Genomic DNA, 18,441 nt, shown 5'->3' on the forward strand with positions numbered 1-18,441 from the left:
TCAAGGCAATCAACCGGCAATTCAAGAGCACCGCCCGCCATGGCCGCGAGTCGATCACCGAGATATCGCCTAAACAGCCGGGGGTTCCAGGGCTCGGGCGAGCACGCTGGCGATCTCCCCGAGCGGACCCGGCCTGGACATGTCGAGGTGCTCGGTGTCGATATCGTGGTTGACGATCTCTCCGGCGACGTGCTGCGCCCATGACCGCGCCCCCTGTGCGTCGAGGGCGCGCCCCCGCGTGGCAGTGAAGAAGAGCAGGTCACCATGGAACACCGGGGGGATGGCGTCGAGCACCAGAGCCAGATTGCGCACCGCGGAGACGTAGAGCTCATCGACAAGGCCGGGCTCCAGCTCAATCTGACCCGCGCCCTCACGCTCTATGAGCTGGGCCACCCAGTTGCCGGTGGGCCTGTCCGAATCGCCGAAGTCTCGGGCGGGGGCCGGCGGATACGAGTCCATCATCGCCAGGAGCGCGACCTCTTCGCCCTGCTCTTGCAGCCTGCAGGCCATCGCGTGCGCGATGCCGCCGCCCAGTGACCAGCCGAGGAGGTGAAAGGGCCCGGTCGGCTGGATCCGCCGCAGCTGAGCAAGGTAGTCATCGACCAGTTCCCCTAGCGTGCTGTGAACGGTGGTGTCGCCGGCGAGCCCTCGGGTCTGCAACCCGTACAGGGGACGGTCGGGGCCAAGGTGCTGGAGCAGGCCGGTATAGCACCAGGCCAGGCCCGTAACCGGGTGTACGCAGAACAGTGGCGGTTTGCCGCCCCTGGCACGTAGGGGGAGCACGATGTCAACGGGGTGCGTGGCACTGGTGTCGCCGTTGTCGAGCAAGTCAGAGATTCCCGCCACGGTCGGTGCCGCGAACAGCTCACGCACGCTTACTTCCAGGCCGAGCGTGGAACGGATGCGGGAGATCAGCCGGGTGGCCAACAGCGAGTGACCGCCCAGATCGAAGAAACCGTCATCGATGCCCACCCGCCGCACGCCGAGCACCTCGGCGAACAGCCCGCACAAGATCTCCTCCCGCGGAGTACGCGCCGCCCGCCCCTCGGCCAGACCGTCATGGTCCGGCGCGGGCAACGCCCGCCGATCCAGCTTCCCGTTCGACGTCAACGGCAGCGACCCCACCACCACGAACGCGGACGGCACCATGTACTCCGGCAGCAACGAAGCCACCCGAACCCGAAGCGAACCAGGATCAGGCACCACCTCCGCATCCGCCGCCACCACGTAGGCGACCAGACGACGATCACCCGGCCGGTCCTCCCGCACCATCACCGCCGCCTGCGCCACCTGCGCATGCCCGGCCAGCGCCACCTCCACTTCACCCAGCTCGATGCGATACCCCCGCACCTTCACCTGGTCATCGGCCCGGCCCACGTACTCCAGCACCCCATCCGCCCACCATCGCACCAGATCACCCGACCGATACATCCGCGAACCGGCAGACCCGAACGGGTTGGCCACGAACCGGCCCGCCGTCAGACCGGCCCTGCCCAGATAACCGCGCGCCAGGCCCTCCCCACCTACATACAGCTCCCCCGTCACCCCCACCGGCACCGGACGCAGTCCTCCATCGAGCACGAACACCTGGTAGCCCGGCAACGACCGCCCGACACCGACTCTGTCATCCCCCGGCACCAGATCATGAGCCGTGACGTGAACCGTGGTCTCCGTGATGCCATACATATTCACCAACCGCACCGCGGCATACGGAAACTCCTCGAACCAGGCCCGGACATGATCCTGCCGAAGCGCCTCACCGCCGAAGACCACCAACCGCAACGACGCCGGCACCCGCTCATCGGCCACCCGCACCAGCTCACGGAAACTCGACGGCGTCTGACTCAACACCGAGACACCCTCATCCCGCATCAGCCGCCAGAACACATCCGGCTGACGAACCACCTGCGACGGCACCACCACCAACCGGCCACCGGTGCACAACGCACCCCACATCTCCCACACCGAGAAGTCGAAGGCGAAGGAGTGGAACAGCGACCACACATCATCGCCCCCCAACCCATACGGCCCCCGCAGGCCCTGCAGCAGATTCACCACACTGCGATGCTCCACCACCACACCCTTGGGCCGCCCCGTCGAACCAGAGGTATAGATCACATACGCCGGATCACTCGCCGCGACCGAGCGACCCAGATCAGTCCCCTCCTGAGCGGCCAGCATCGCCGCCACCGCCGGATCGTCGAGCACCACCGTCTCCACCGCCCGGCCGCACAGCCCCGACGACACCGTGAGCAGCAACGCCGGCCCGGCATCCTCCAGCAGAAACTCCACCCGCGACGCCGGATACTCCAGATCCACCGGCACATACGCGCCACCGGCCTTAAGCACCGCCAGCAACGCCACCACCAAATCCACCGACCTCGGCAACGCCACCGCCACCAACGTCTCCGGCCCCACCCCACACGCCACCAGATGACGCGCCAGCCGATTGGCCCGGACATTCAACTCACCATAAGTAAGCCGCACGCCTTCGCACGACACCGCCATCGCCTGCGGAGCAGCCGCCACCCGCGCCTCGATCAACTCGACGAGCGACACCTCCGGCACCGGACCCACCGGGCCGCTCCACCCCAGCACCCGCTCGCGCTCACCCACCGACAACAGCTCAAACCCGTCCACCCGCACGTCAGGATCGGCCACCATCGCCTCGAACACCCGCAACAACCCCCCCGCCAACCCCTCCACCGTCCCCCGATCGAACAGATCGGTACTGAACTCGACCACCCCCGACAACCCGCCCGGCGACCCATCCTCCGCCAAGCGCTCACTCAACGAAAACTGCAGGTCGAACTGGGCGGAGTTCAGCGCCACGTCCTCGTAGTCGGCGCGCAGGCCGGGCATCTGCAGTTCGAAGTCACCGTCGTTGCGCAGAACGAGCATGGTCTGGAACAGAGGGTGGTGGCCACCGCGCGCCGGATTGAGCGCCTCGACCAGCCGCTCGAAGGGCAGGTCCTGGTGCTCGTAAGCGGCCAGGTCGGCGGCGCGCACCCGGGCGATCAGCTCACGGAAACTCGGGTTGCCGGAGGTGTCGGTGCGCAGCACCAGCGTGTTGACGAAGAAGCCGATCAGCTCGTCCAGCGCGTCGTCCATACGACCGGCCACCGGCGTGCCGAGCGGGATGTCATCGCCTGCCCCCGACCTGCTCAGCAACGCCGCCACGGCAGCCTGCACCACCATGAACAGCGTCGCGTGCGACTCCTTGGCCAGCTCGTGCAGCGCCGCGTGCAGATCGGCCGGCAGCTCGATGGATACGTGATCCCCGCTGTGACTCGGCCGCGCGGGACGCTGCCGGTCGGTGGGCAGCTGAAGCTGATCGGGGATCCCTGCCAGCGTGTCGGACCAGAAGGCGAGCTGGTGGGCGAGCAGGGTGTCCCCATCGTGCTCGTCGTCGAGAAGCTTTCGCTGCCACAGGGTGTAATCGGTGTACTGTACCGGCAGCGCGGGCCAGATGGGGGCGAAGCCGCCCGCACGCGCGGTGTAGGCGGATGACAGGTCGCGGCAGAGCACACCCGTCGACCAGCCGTCGGCGGCGATGTGGTGCATGACCAGCATGAGCACGTGCTCTTCAGCGTCCAACCTGAACAGCCAGGCCCGCAGCGGGATCTCGTGTGCCAGGTCGAACGGCTGGTGGGCGGCCTCTTCTAGTGCCTGACCCAGGTCGGCCCCGGCGACGTCGATCAACGCAAGCTCCGGCCATACTTCCTGGAGGATCCGCTGGTACGGCACGCCGCCGTCAACGGGAAAGACCGTGCGCAGGACCTCGTGCCGTTCCACCAGGTCGGCGAGGGCGGCGGCGATCGCGTCGACATCCACCGCACCGTGCAGGTGGACGGTCATGGGCATGTTGTAGGCCGCTTCAAGCCCCTCCTCCTGATTGAGGAACCACAACCGCTGCTGGGCGAACGACGGCGGCACCCGCTCCGGCTTGGGCTGCGGCGTCAGTCTGGAACGCGTGGCGCCACCGGTGTCGCGCTGAGCGATGGCCGCCACGGTCGGTGCCGCGAACAGCTCACGCACGCTTACTTCCAGGCCGAGCGTGGAACGGATGCGGGAGATCAGCCGGGTGGCCAACAGCGAGTGACCGCCCAGATCGAAGAAACCGTCATCGATGCCCACCCGCCGCACGCCGAGCACCTCGGCGAACAGCCCGCACAAGATCTCCTCCCGCGGAGTACGCGCCGCCCGCCCCTCGGCCAGACCGTCATGGTCCGGCGCGGGCAACGCCCGCCGATCCAGCTTCCCGTTCGACGTCAACGGCAGCGACCCCACCACCACGAACGCGGACGGCACCATGTACTCCGGCAGCAACGAAGCCACCCGAACCCGAAGCGAACCAGGATCAGGCACCACCTCCGCATCCGCCGCCACCACGTAGGCGACCAGACGACGATCACCCGGCCGGTCCTCCCGCACCATCACCGCCGCCTGCGCCACCTGCGCATGCCCGGCCAGCGCCACCTCCACTTCACCCAGCTCGATGCGATACCCCCGCACCTTCACCTGGTCATCGGCCCGGCCCACGTACTCCAGCACCCCATCCGCCCACCATCGCACCAGATCACCCGACCGATACATCCGCGAACCGGCAGACCCGAACGGGTTGGCCACGAACCGGCCCGCCGTCAGACCGGCCCTGCCCAGATAACCGCGCGCCAGGCCCTCCCCACCTACATACAGCTCCCCCGTCACCCCCACCGGCACCGGACGCAGTCCTCCATCGAGCACGAACACCTGGTAGCCCGGCAACGACCGCCCGACACCGACTCTGTCATCCCCCGGCACCAGATCATGAGCCGTGACGTGAACCGTGGTCTCCGTGATGCCATACATATTCACCAACCGCACCGCGGCATACGGAAACTCCTCGAACCAGGCCCGGACATGATCCTGCCGAAGCGCCTCACCGCCGAAGACCACCAACCGCAACGACGCCGGCACCCGCTCATCGGCCACCCGCACCAGCTCACGGAAACTCGACGGCGTCTGACTCAACACCGAGACACCCTCATCCCGCATCAGCCGCCAGAACACATCCGGCTGACGAACCACCTGCGACGGCACCACCACCAACCGGCCACCGGTGCACAACGCACCCCACATCTCCCACACCGAGAAGTCGAAGGCGAAGGAGTGGAACAGCGACCACACATCATCGCCCCCCAACCCATACGGCCCCCGCAGGCCCTGCAGCAGATTCACCACACTGCGATGCTCCACCACCACACCCTTGGGCCGCCCCGTCGAACCAGAGGTATAGATCACATACGCCGGATCACTCGCCGCGACCGAGCGACCCAGATCAGTCCCCTCCTGAGCGGCCAGCATCGCCGCCACCGCCGGATCGTCGAGCACCACCGTCTCCACCGCCCGGCCGCACAGCCCCGACGACACCGTGAGCAGCAACGCCGGCCCGGCATCCTCCAGCAGAAACTCCACCCGCGACGCCGGATACTCCAGATCCACCGGCACATACGCGCCACCGGCCTTAAGCACCGCCAGCAACGCCACCACCAAATCCACCGACCTCGGCAACGCCACCGCCACCAACGTCTCCGGCCCCACCCCACACGCCACCAGATGACGCGCCAGCCGATTGGCCCGGACATTCAACTCACCATAAGTAAGCCGCACGCCTTCGCACGACACCGCCATCGCCTGCGGAGCAGCCGCCACCCGCGCCTCGATCAACTCGACGAGCGACACCTCCGGCACCGGACCCACCGGGCCGCTCCACCCCAGCACCCGCTCGCGCTCACCCACCGACAACAGCTCAAACCCGTCCACCCGCACGTCAGGATCGGCCACCATCGCCTCGAACACCCGCAACAACCCCCCCGCCAACCCCTCCACCGTCCCCCGATCGAACAGATCGGTACTGAACTCGACCACCCCCGACAACCCGCCCGGCGACCCATCCTCCGCCAAGCGCTCACTCAACGAAAACTGCAGGTCGAACTTGGCCCGTTTCGTGGTGGACGGGACGAATTCCACCCGCAGTCCCGGCAGCTCGAACTCACCGGCCTCCACACCCCGCTCGACTGTGAGCATGGTCTGGAACAGCGGGTGGTTGGCCGACCGATTGGGGTTGAGCGCCTCGACCACCCTTTCGAACGGGACGTCCTGATGGCTGTAGGCGTTGAGGTTGGTGGTCCTGATCCGGTCGATGAGGTGGCGGATTGTCGGGTTCCCGCTGGTGTCGGTGCGCAGCACCAGCGTGTTGACGAAGAAACCGATGACCTCGTCGAGGGCGGAGTCGGCGCGTCCTGCCACGGGGGTGCCTATGGGGATGTCGGTGCCCGCGCCGACGCGGCTGAGCAGCGTGGCCACCGCCGCCTGCAGCACCATGAACAACGTGGCGTGCGAGCCGTCGGCCAGCTCTGCCAGCCGGGCATGCAGTTCGGCGGGGATGGTCAGCGGCACCTGGTCGCCTCGGTGGCTGGGGAACTGGGGCCGTGGCCGATCGGTGGGGAGCGTGAGCTGGTCCGGCAGGCCGGCCAGCTCCGCTGTCCAGAAGGACAGGTGCCTGGACATCAGGCTTTCCGCGTCGTGATCTTCACCCAGCAGCTCACGCTGCCACAACGCGTAGTCGGCGTACTGCACCGCTGGCGACGGCCAGTCCGGCGCCCGGCCCTCCAGGCGCGCGGTGTAGGCGCGGGTGAGGTCACCGGCCAGCGGCGTCATCGACCAGCCGTCCGCGGCGATGTGGTGCATCACCACGAGCAGGACGTGCTCCTGCTCGCTCACTGCGAACAGCCGCACTCGGATCGGCAGCTCGGCGGACAGGTCGAAGGCGTGGCCCGCGGCCTGGTCGATGCGTGCGGCGAGCTCCTCCTGCGCGCACTCGGCCACCTCGACGACCGGGCCGGCATCGACGATCCGCTGATAGGGCACACCGTCGGCGGACGGGAAGATCGTCCGCATGCTCTCGTGCCGTTCCACCACGTCGTCGATCGCCGCAATCAGTGCCTGCGTGTCGAGAACGCCTGACCAGCGGACCGCAATCGGGATGTTGTAGGTGGCGTTCGGCCCTTCCAGCTCATGCAGGAACCACAACCTTCGCTGCGCGAACGACAACGGCACCCGCTCGGGACGCTCGGCAGCGACCAGAGGGGGCCTGGTGGTGCCCGCGTCGCGCTGCGCGAGCCCCGCCACGGTCGGCGACTGGAACAGCTCGCGGACGCTCACCTCGATTCCGAGCGTCGTGCGGATGCGGGAGATCAGCCGGGTGGCCAACAGCGAGTGACCGCCTAGATCGAAGAAACCGTCATCGATGCCCACCCGCCGCACGCCGAGCACCTCGGCGAACAGCCCGCACAGGATTTCCTCACGGGGGTTGCGGGGCCCCCGTCCACCCGCGGCACCGTCGAAGTCGGGCAGCGGGAGTGCCTGCCTGTCCAGCTTGCCGGTCAGGGTCAGCGGCATCGACCCCATCGGGACGAACGCGGCGGGCACCATGTACTCGGGCAGGAACCGGGTCACGTGCGCGCGCAAGGCCTGAGGGTCGACAGAGACGTGCGGCTCGGCCGGTACCAGGTAGGCCACCAGCCGGCGCGTCCCGGCATGGTCCTCGTGCACGGCCACGTGCGCCTGCCTGATCATGGGCGACGTGGTCAGCACCGCCTCGATCTCGCCCGGTTCGATCCGGAAGCCGCGCAGCTTCAGCTGATGGTCGGCCCGGCCCACGAATTCAAGGACGCCGTCGGCGCGCCACCGCACCACGTCGCCCGTCCGATACATCCGCCCGCCGTCGGGCGCGAACGGGCAGGCCACGAAACGGCTTGCGCTGAGGTCGGGAAGACCCAGATAACCACGCGCCAGGCCGCCTCCGCCCAGATAGAGCTCACCCGTCACCCCCGCGGGCACGGGGTGCAACCTCGCGTCCAGCACGTAGGCGCGGACGTCCGGCAGCGGGCGGCCGATGGGCAGCGAGACCTCTTCACGGCCCAACTCGTGAACGGTGGAGGTGCAGGTGGCCTCGGTCAGCCCGTACACCATGAACAGCCGGGGCGGTCCAAGCCGACGCCAGCGCTCCAGATGGTCAGGGGAGATTCGCTCTCCGCCGATGATGACGAAACGCAGCGACTCGGGCAGCCGCCTGCCCTCACGGGTGAGTGCGTCGACCCATTCGTGCCAATAGGGCACGGTCACTTCCAGGCCGGTGATGTTGTGCGTCTCAACGTGGTCGGCCAGGTCGGCCACCTCCGTGAGCCCCGAGGCCGCGGACAGGACCACGCAGGCGCCGGCGCACAGCGCGGGCATCACCTCTTCCAGGAGCACGTCGAAGGAGACGCTGGCGAGCTGCAGGATCCGGTCACCGGGGTCGAGATCGAGCACGTCCGCCATGGCCAGGGCGAACTGCGCCAGCTCGTGGTGGATGAACATCGAACCCTTCGGCCGTCCGGTCGAGCCGGAGGTAAAAAAGACGCAGGCCAGGTTGTCGCGCCCGACAGCGGGCAGCGGTGTCCTGTCGCTCCAATCCTCGTCAACACGCACGATCGTCCGGCTCGCGCCGTCCATGAGGCGGGCCGCGTCCTCGTCGGCGACGACGATCTCGACTGCGGCGTCGCGCATCATCGATTCGAGCCGTAGCGCCGGGATCGCGCGGTCCAGCAACAGGAAGGCCTTGCCTGCCTTGAGCACACCCAGCATCGCGACCACGAGTTCCGGCCCGGGCTCCAGCATGATCGCTACCACCTGTTCCGGTACGGCACTCAGTCGTACCAGGCGGCGGGCGAGCCGCTCCGACCGTTCGGCCAGCTGGGCGTAGGTGACCTGGCAGGATCCGGAGCTCAGCGCGACGGCGCCGGGTGTCCGGGCGGCGCGCCGGTCGATCAGCTCGTGCACGGGCAGCGCTCCCGCGTAGTCGTGCGCTCGGCCGTTCCACTCCACCAGCAGCCGGTCGCGCTCCTGCGCGCCGAGCACGTCGAAGTCGAGAATGGGCTGGTCGGGATCGGCGGTGACGGCGTCGAGCACCTGCACCAGGCGCCGACTGAACGCGCGCGCGGTCTCCTCGTCGAACAGGTCCGTGTTGTATTCCAGGCCGCCGTGCAGCCCCGCCGGCCTGCCGTCGCTGTCGTAGCGCTCGGCCAGGCCGAGGGCGAGGTCGAACTTGGCGACCTCGAAGTCGATGGGGAACTCGTGCACGCGGACGCCGGGCAGTTCGAGCGGTGTGGGGGCATCGTTGCGCAGCACCACCATCACCTGGAACAGCGGGTGGTACGCGGTGGTGCGCGCCGGATTGAGTGCTTCAACCAGCCGCTCGAAGGGCAGGTCCTGGTGCTCGTAGGCGGCCAGGTCGGCGTCACGGACCCGTGCGACCAACTCGCGGAAGGTCGGGTTGCCCGAGGTGTCGGTGCGCAGCACCAGCGTGTTGACGAAGAACCCGATCAGGTTCTCCAGGGCGTGGTCGGCCCGACCGGCGATCGGGGTGCCAATGGGAATGTCGGCGCCCGCGCCCATTCTGCTGAGCAGGGTCGCGAAGGCGGCCTGCAGGACCATGAAGAGCGTGCTGTCGCTCTCTCTCGCCAGGATGACCAGCCGCTGGTGGAGCTCGGCGGGCAGTTCGAGCTCGGCCAGCGCGCCCGCGTAGCTGGGGACCGCGGGTCGCGGCCGGTCAGCCGGCAGCTCCAGCTGTTCGGGGATCCCGGCCAGGCGATCGCGCCAGTGATCGAGCTGGCGGGCGAACACGCTGTCTAGGTCGTCGGCACCGCCGAGCAGGTCCTGCTGCCACATGGAGTAGTCCGCGTACTGCACGGGCAGGGGGGACCACTGCGGGGGGTGCCCGGCGCGGCGCGCGGTGTAGGCGACGCTCAGGTCGCGGCAGAGCACGTCGACCGACCAGCCGTCGGCAGCGATGTGATGCATGACCAGCACCAGCACCTGGTCCTCAGGCGCGACCGTGAACAGCCACGCCCTGATGGGCAGTTCGTTGGCCAGGTCGAAGGTGTGGGCCACGGCCTCGCCGACGGCCGCCGGCAGCTCGTCGTGGCCGCAGGCATGCACGGAGAAGAACGGCCTTGCCAGGTCCGAGTCGATGATGTGCTGGCGCGGAACCCCGCCGGCGACGGGGAACACGGTCCGCAGGCTCTCATGGCGGGCCACGACGTCGGACAGGGCGTCGGACAGGGCGTTTACGTCGATCCTGCCGGCCAGCCGTACCGCTATCGGGATGTTGTAGGTCGCGCTCGGCCCCTCCCACTCGTGCAGGAACCACAACCGCTGCTGCGCGTAGGACAAGGGCACCGCATCAGGGCGTGGCACCGGCAAAAGCGCAGGTCGGGCGTCCCCCGTCTCGGTCCAGCCGGCGGCCAGGCTCGCCACGGTCGGCGCGGCGAACAGGTGCCTGACATTCACTTCGACGCCCAGCGTGGAGCGGATCCGGGAGATGAGCCGGGTGGCCAGCAGTGAGTAACCGCCGAGAGCGAAGAAGTTGTCATCGATGCCGACCGACGGCACCTCCAGCACCTCGGCGAACAGCCCGCACAGGATTTCCTCCTGCGGGTTGCGCGGGCCACGCCCAATCGGCTGCGCAGGCTCCTGGGCGTCGGCCTCCGGCTCGTCCGCGGGCGGGACGAACTCCAGCCTGCCGTCCGGGGTCCTGCGCACGAGATCGCCTGTCCTGTACATAAGGCCGCCTTCGTGGTCGAACGGATCGGCCACGAAGCGGTGGGCGGACTCGGCCGTCCACTCGGTTCGATCAGGTGCGAGGTAGGAGCTCGAGACGTACAGCTCACCCATCACACCGGCGGGCACCAGCGCCAACGCGTTGTCGAGCACGTAGATGCCGGCCGTGGCCAGGGCTCGCTCGTCCGCTTCGAGTAGGTCGACCCGCTCGAAGCGAGAGTCCGGGTCGTTGATCATCGCCTCGAGCATCCGGAGCAGGCGCCGCGCCATGGAGTTCACGGTGCCGCGATCGAACAGATCGGTGGCGTACTCGACGGCGAAGTCGATACCGGCGGGACGGCCCTGGGCATCGTGGTGCTCGGTCAGGGACACGGTCAGGTCGAACTTGGCGACCGGGAACTCCACCGGATACTCCGACACCGACAACCCGGACAGCTCCAGCCCCGCCGTAACGGCGTCATTGGCCACCAGCATCACCTGGAACAACGGGTGATACGCCGTGTCACGCACCGGGTTGAGCACCTCCACCAACCGCTCGAACGGCACATCCTGCCGCTCGAACGCGGCCAGATCCGTCTCCCGCACCCGCCCGATCAGCTCACGAAACGACGGACGCCCCGAGGTGTCGGTCCGCAACACCAGCGTATTGACGAAGAACCCCACCAACCCATCCAGCGCATCATCACTACGCCCCGCCACCGGCGTCCCCAACGGGATGTCATCACCCGCACCCAGCCGCGACAACAACGCCGCCACCGCCGCCTGCACCACCATGAACACCGTCGCCGACGACTCCCGCGCCAACCCCGCAAGCCCCGCATGAAGCCCCGCCGGAACCCGCAACCCCACCCGATCACCCCGATAACTCGGCCGCACCGGACGCGACCGATCAACCGGCAACATCAACCGATCAGGAACCCCCGCCAACTCCCGCGACCAGAACTCCAGCTGACCGGCCAGCAAACCCCCCTCATCACCCAGCACCTCACGCTGCCACAACGCATAATCCGCATACTGCACGGGCAACGACGACCACGCCGGGGCCCTGCCGTCCAGACGAGCACTGTAAGCAATGCTCAAATCGCGGCAGAACGGCGACATCGACCAGCCGTCGGAAACGATGTGATGCATGACGATCAGCAGCACGTGCTCCTCGGGACCCAGCTCGAAAAGCCAGACACGGAACGGCAACTCGGCAGCCAGATCGAACGCCCGCACCACCACCCGCGCCACCAGCGCCTCCAGCTCGCCTTCGGCGCACCTGACCACCTCGACGACTGGCCCCTCCTCCACCACCCTCTGATACGGCACCCCACCCGCCGCCGGAAAGATCGTGCGCAAACTCTCATGACGCCCGGCCACATCACCCACCGCGTCGATCAACGCCCCATCGTCCAGCACCCCCTCAAGCCTGACCGCGACAGGCACGTTATAGAACGCGCTCGGCCCCTCCCACTCATGCAGGAACCACAACCGCTGCTGAGCGAACGACAGCGGCACCGACTCGGGCCGCTCCATGGGCGTCAGAGCTCGCCTGGCCGGACCCGAGGTCTCCATCGCCGCGGCCAACTCGGCCACGGTCGGTGCGCCGAACAGCTCACGGACGGCCAGCTCGGCACCCACCACGGAGCGGATGCGCGAGATCAGCCGGGTGGCCAGCAGCGAGTGACCGCCCAGATCGAAGAAACTGTCATCGATACCCACCCGACCCACGCCGAGCACCTCGGCGAACAACCCGCACAGAATCTCCTCACGCGGATTGCGCGGCCCACGGCTCGTGGCCAGGCCGTGGAAAGAGGGAACAGGCAGGGCCCGGCGGTCGACCTTGCCGTTGGGGGTGAGCGGCAGTGACTCCAGCACCGTGAACGCGGCGGGCATCATGTACGCGGGGAGCACACTCGCCGTGTGGGCGCGCAGGTCGTGGGTCTCGGGAGCGGCGCGGCCGTCCTTCGGCGTCAGGTACGCCACCAGTTGCTTCTGGCCGGTGCCGTCCTCGTACACCGTGACCACCGCGTGGCCGACCGACGGGTGCGCCGCCACTGCTGCCTCGACCTCGCCGAGCTCGATCCGCAGGCCGCGTAGCTTGATCTGGTCGTCGGCGCGGCCGACGAACTCCAGCAACCCGTCGGGACGCCACCGCACGATGTCACCCGTGCGGTACATCCGCAAGCCGGCGCCGCCGTAGGGATTGGCCACGAATCGTTCGGAGGTCAGTCCCGGCCGGCCGGTGTATCCTCGTGCCAGCCCGCTGCCGCCTAGGTAGAGCTCGCCGGGGACACCGACCGGTACCGGCCGCAACCCGCCGTCGAGGACGAAGACGCTCTTGCCGATCAGGGGAGTGCCGATCGGCACGGGGTTGGGGGCGCGACCGGGCTCGCACTCCCACATGGTCGCGCCGATCGTGACCTCTGTCGGCCCGTAGCCGTTGAACATCCTGCGGCCCACCGACCAACTCGCCGCCAGCGCCGGCGAGCAGGCCTCGCCCGTCGCGGTGATCGCCATGTCGGCGGGCAGCGAGCCGACTGGCAGATCGGCGAGCACAGCGGGGGGCATCGCCACGTGGGTGATCTCATGGCGCGTGACAAAGTCGACGAGGTCCTGGCCAAGCGGACGGTCGTCCTCAGGCAACACGAGCGTCGCGCCGGACAGCACGGCGCCGTACAGGTCCCACAAGGCGGCGTCGAAACTGGTGGAGACCAGTTGGAGGACGCGGCTGCCCTGACCTACGTCCTGGCGGTGGCGCTGACTGGCCACGATGCTGCCGACCCCGGCGTGAGCCACCACGACGCCCTTGGGTCGGCCGCTGGAGCCTGAGGTATAGACGACGTAGGCGGCGTTGTCGAGGCTCACTTGCCGGGCCGGGTTGTCAGCTGCCCCGCCCACCGTCAGGCTGTCCAGCAGGAGGCAGGGAATGCCGGCGTCCGGCAGTCCCGTCGCCCATTCGCCCGTGCTCAGCACCAGGACCGGTGAGGCGTCCTTGAGCATGTACTGAATGCGCTCGGCCGGGTATTCGGGGTCGATCGGCACGAACGCGCCGCCGGCCTTGAGCACCGCGAGGACGGCGGTGACCCAGAGGTCCGAACTGGGCATGGCCAGGGCGACGCGGTCCTCCAAGCGCACGCCCCGCTCGATGAGCCGGTGTGCCAGACGGTTGGCCCTGGCGTTCAACTCGGCGTAGGTGAGGACGCGCGCGCCGTACTCCACGGCCACCGCCTCCGGCGTCAACCGGGCCTGGCGTTCGAAGAGGTCATGGACGCAGGTGCCGACCGGGAAGTCGGTCTCGGCCGTACGGTTCCACTCGCCGAGAACCCGCTCCAGTTCGGTCGGGCCGAGGATCTCGGGGGCGCTGATCGGCAGGTCGGGGTCGTTGATCATCGCCTCGAGCATCCGGAGCAGGCGCCGCGCCATGGAGTTCACGGTGCCGCGATCGAACAGATCGGTGGCGTACTCGACGGCGAAGTCGATACCGGCGGGACGGCCCTGGGCATCGTGGTGCTCGGTCAGGGACACGGTCAGGTCGAACTTGGCGACCGGGAACTCCACCGGATACTCCGACACCGACAACCCGGACAGCTCCAGCCCCGCCGTAACGGCGTCATTGGCCACCAGCATCACCTGGAACAACGGGTGATACGCCGTGTCACGCACCGGGTTGAGCACCTCCACCAACCGCTCGAACGGCACATCCTGCCGCTCGAACGCGGCCAGATCCGTCTCCCGCACCCGCCCGATCAGCTCACGAAACGACGGACGCCCCGAGGTGTCGGTCCGCAACACCAGCGTATTGACGAAGAACCCCACCAACCCATCCAGCGCATCATCACTACGCCCCGCCACCGGCGTCCCCAACGGGATGTCATCACCCGCACCCAGCCGCGACAACAACGCCGCCACCGCCGCCTGCACCACCATGAACACCGTCGCCGACGACTCCCGCGCCAACCCCGCAAGCCCCGCATGAAGCCCCGCCGGAACCCGCAACCCCACCCGATCACCCCGATAACTCGGCCGCACCGGACGCGACCGATCAACCGGCAACATCAACCGATCAGGAACCCCCGCCAACTCCCGCGACCAGAACTCCAGCTGACCGGCCAGCAAACCCCCCTCATCACCCAGCACCTCACGCTGCCACAACGCATAATCCGCATACTGCACGGGCAACGACGACCACGCCGGGGCCCTGCCGTCCAGACGAGCACTGTAAGCAATGCTCAAATCGCGGCAGAACGGCGACATCGACCAGCCGTCGGAAACGATGTGATGCATGACGATCAGCAGCACGTGCTCCTCGGGACCCAGCTCGAAAAGCCAGACACGGAACGGCAACTCGGCAGCCAGATCGAACGCCCGCACCACCACCCGCGCCACCAGCGCCTCCAGCTCGCCTTCGGCGCACCTGACCACCTCGACGACTGGCCCCTCCTCCACCACCCTCTGATACGGCACCCCACCCGCCGCCGGAAAGATCGTGCGCAAACTCTCATGACGCCCGGCCACATCACCCACCGCGTCGATCAACGCCCCATCGTCCAGCACCCCCTCAAGCCTGACCGCGACAGGCACGTTATAGAACGCGCTCGGCCCCTCCCACTCATGCAGGAACCACAACCGCTGCTGAGCGAACGACAGCGGCACCGACTCGGGCCGCTCCATGGGCGTCAGAGCTCGCCTGGCCGGACCCGAGGTCTCCATCGCCGCGGCCAACTCGGCCACGGTCGGTGCGCCGAACAGCTCACGGACGGCCAGCTCGGCACCCACCACGGAGCGGATGCGCGAGATCAGCCGGGTGGCCAGCAGCGAGTGACCGCCCAGATCGAAGAAACTGTCATCGATACCCACCCGACCCACGCCGAGCACCTCGGCGAACAACCCGCACAGAATCTCCTCACGCGGATTGCGCGGCCCACGGCTCGTGGCCAGGCCGTGGAAAGAGGGAACAGGCAGGGCCCGGCGGTCGACCTTGCCGTTGGGGGTGAGCGGCAGTGACTCCATGGGCACGAAGGCGGAAGGCACCAGGTAATCGGGCAGGGTGGCCTCGATCGCGGCGCGCACCACCGCCGTGTCGGCCTCTCCCACCAGATAGCCCACCAGGCGTTGGCTGCCCGACGTGTCGGGGTGCACGGCCACGGCGGCGTCCGTCACGCCCGGCGCTCTGCGCAGCGCGGACTCCACCTCGCCGGGCTCGACGCGGAAACCGCGCACCTTCACCTGGCCGTCGGCGCGGCCGACGAACTGCAGCGTCCCGTCGGGCCGCCACTGCGCCAGATCGCCGGTGCGATACATCCGGGAGCCCGCTGGCCCGTAGGGGTTGGCCACGAACCTGCCGGCCGTCAAGCCCGGCTGCCCAAGGTAACCGTGGGCCAGGCCCCCGCCCGCGGCGTACAACTCGCCTACCACGCCGATCGGGACGATCCCCAGGTCGTGATCCAGCACCAGTACGCTCTTGCCCGCCAGCGGCCTGCCGATCGGGATCGAGGAGCGCTCGCCGTCGGCCTCGGCGATCCGATGGAAGGTGGTGAACCCCATGCTCTCCACCGGTCCGTAACCATTCAGCAGCGTCAGGTGGGGGAACTCGCGTAGTGCCCTGCGCACGTGAGAGACCGAGGCGACGTCACCGGCGGTCATCGCCACCCGCAACGAGCCGAACACCTCCGGCCGCTCGTCGAGCAGCGCGTTGAACAGGCCGGCGGACAGCTGCAACACGGTCACACCGTGCTCCGCGACCATGGCCGCGATCTCGGTCAGGTCCGTCCGTGGCCCCGGTGGCAGCACGCACACCCCGCCGTGCAGCAGCGCGCCGAAGACCTCCAGCGCGAACGCGTCCCAGGACACGGGCGAGGACTGCAGCCATGCCTGACCCGGACCGAAGTCGATGTAGTCCTGGCCCAGGAAGGTGGTCGTCAGCGCCCGGTGCGGCGCGGCCACGCCCTTGGGCCTGCCAGTGGACCCCGAGGTGAACATGACGCAGGCGACGGCGTCGGCAGGCACAGTGAGGCCGGGGCCGGCGGCCGTGCGTCCGCGCACGAAGACGAATCCCAGCGGCTGCTCCGCCAGCCGTCCCGCGAGCGCCTGGTTCGTCACGACGACGTCCGCGGCGACCTGTTCGAGCACCGTCGCGAGCCGCTCCGGGGGAAAGGTGGGGTCGAGCAGCGTGTAGCCCGCGCCTGCCTTCAGAACCCCGAGCAGCGCGGCGATCAGCTCGACACCGCGCTCCAGGTGGACGCCGACCACAGATCCTGGGCGGACACCGCGTTCCACCAGGGCCGCGGCCACGCCGTTGGCCAGGGCGTCGAGGCTCGCGTAGGTCACGCGCCGATCGCCGGCCACCAGCGCAGTCGCGTCCGGGGTGGCGCGCGCCTGCCGCTCGAACAGGGTGTGGACACCGTGCTCATCCCCCGGCGCGGACTCGCCCTGCTGCCGAGTCGTGCTCATGCCGAGCGCGCGGACCCGTTCGCGCTCGTCCGCCCCCAGCAAAACGACCTCGCCCACCCGCACGTCCGCGGACGAGCGCACGAGGGAGCTCATGAACGTCAGGAAGGTGCGCCAGTTCGCGGTGAACTCGTCGGTGTCGCAGACGGCCGGGCTGGCGTCGAAGTCGACGCGCAGCCCGGCATCGCCAGCCCTGCTGTCCACCACGACCTGAACGTCCTCGACGCGCCCGCTCATGAAATGGTGCAACGTGGTCGCGCGGTCGCCGAAGCGGATGTTCTGCTGGAACCGCATGATGTTGATCACTGCGCCGAAGAACATGGTCTGCCCGCCGGGCAGCGCGAGGTTCCTGCGCATCTCCTCGACACGGAAGCGCTGGTGCACCAGTACGCCGTCGACGTCGGCGGCCACCCGGGAGACGAGCTCCCGCAGAGTCATGTCCGGCCGCACGGTCACCCGGAACGGCACGACCTTGGACATCATGCACGGCACGCTCAGCGCTGTGGGAGTCGTCCTGCCGGTCACCGGCAGGCTCATCACCACGTCTTCGGCCCCCGTGACACGGTGCAGGAAGGCCGCCATGATCGCGACGAACAACCGCGACCACTTCACCCCCAGCTCGGTGGCGAGCGAGTGAAGCGTGCCGACGTCGTCCTGAGTCAGATGATGGGTGCGGCGCAGGATCCTGGTCGTGCCCTCCACCGATGGCCGGCCGAGTGCGATGGGCGTGGGGCTCCCGGCCAGCCGCTCCCGCCAGAACTCGCGATCCCGGTCGATCTCGTCCGAACGCAGGTAGCCGCGTTCTTCGTCGAGGATCGCGCGCAGCGAGCCGAACGAGGTGGCAGCGGGCCGCTCGCCTCGCTCGATGGCCGTGTAGATGTCGGCCACCCGCCGCACGAAGAGCGAGTGGCCGAACCCGTCCATGATCAGGTGATGCAGCCGCCAGTACCAGAAGTACCGATCGTCGTCGAGCTTGAAGAGCACCTCGTTGTAGAGCACGTCTCTGCCGATGTCCACGGCGCGTGCGACGTCGGCCCGCATCCAGGATTCCGCCGCCGCGGCGGGATCGGGCCGGTCGCTGAGGTCGACCACCGAGAAGGGCAGGGGACGGCCGGGCTCCACCACCTGGTACGGCTCGCCGTCCTCGTCGACGGCGAACCGCACGCTGAGCGAGTCGGTCTCACGCACGGCCTGACGCAACGCCGACTCGAAGAGCGGCACATCGATCCGGCCATGGATCTCGAGGTATTCGCCCCAGTTCATCAGCTCGTTCGATGAACCCAACTGGCCGGCGAACCAGATCCCCCATTGCGCGGTCGACAGCGGGAGTCGAGACATGGCGTGCTCCGTTTCTCGTCACACAGT

General features: G+C 68.6%; 1 protein-coding gene. It reads right to left on the reverse strand.

Going from position 1 to position 18,441, the window contains the following annotated elements:
• Positions 1-69: 69 nt before the first annotated feature.
• A complete protein-coding gene (locus HD597_RS02245) occupies positions 70-18,414 on the reverse strand; it encodes a non-ribosomal peptide synthetase (protein ID WP_253739992.1) in 18,345 nt (6,114 codons plus the stop codon).
• Positions 18,415-18,441 lie beyond the last annotated feature (27 nt).

The sequence above is a fragment of the Nonomuraea thailandensis genome, assembly GCF_024172165.1.
Classification (GTDB): Bacteria; Actinomycetota; Actinomycetes; order Streptosporangiales; family Streptosporangiaceae; genus Nonomuraea; species Nonomuraea thailandensis.

Coding starts and splice junctions, on each gene's coding strand:
- HD597_RS02245 (WP_253739992.1), bottom strand. CDS start 18,414: ATGTCTCGACTCCCGCTGTCGACCGCGCAATGGGGGATCTGGTTCGCC.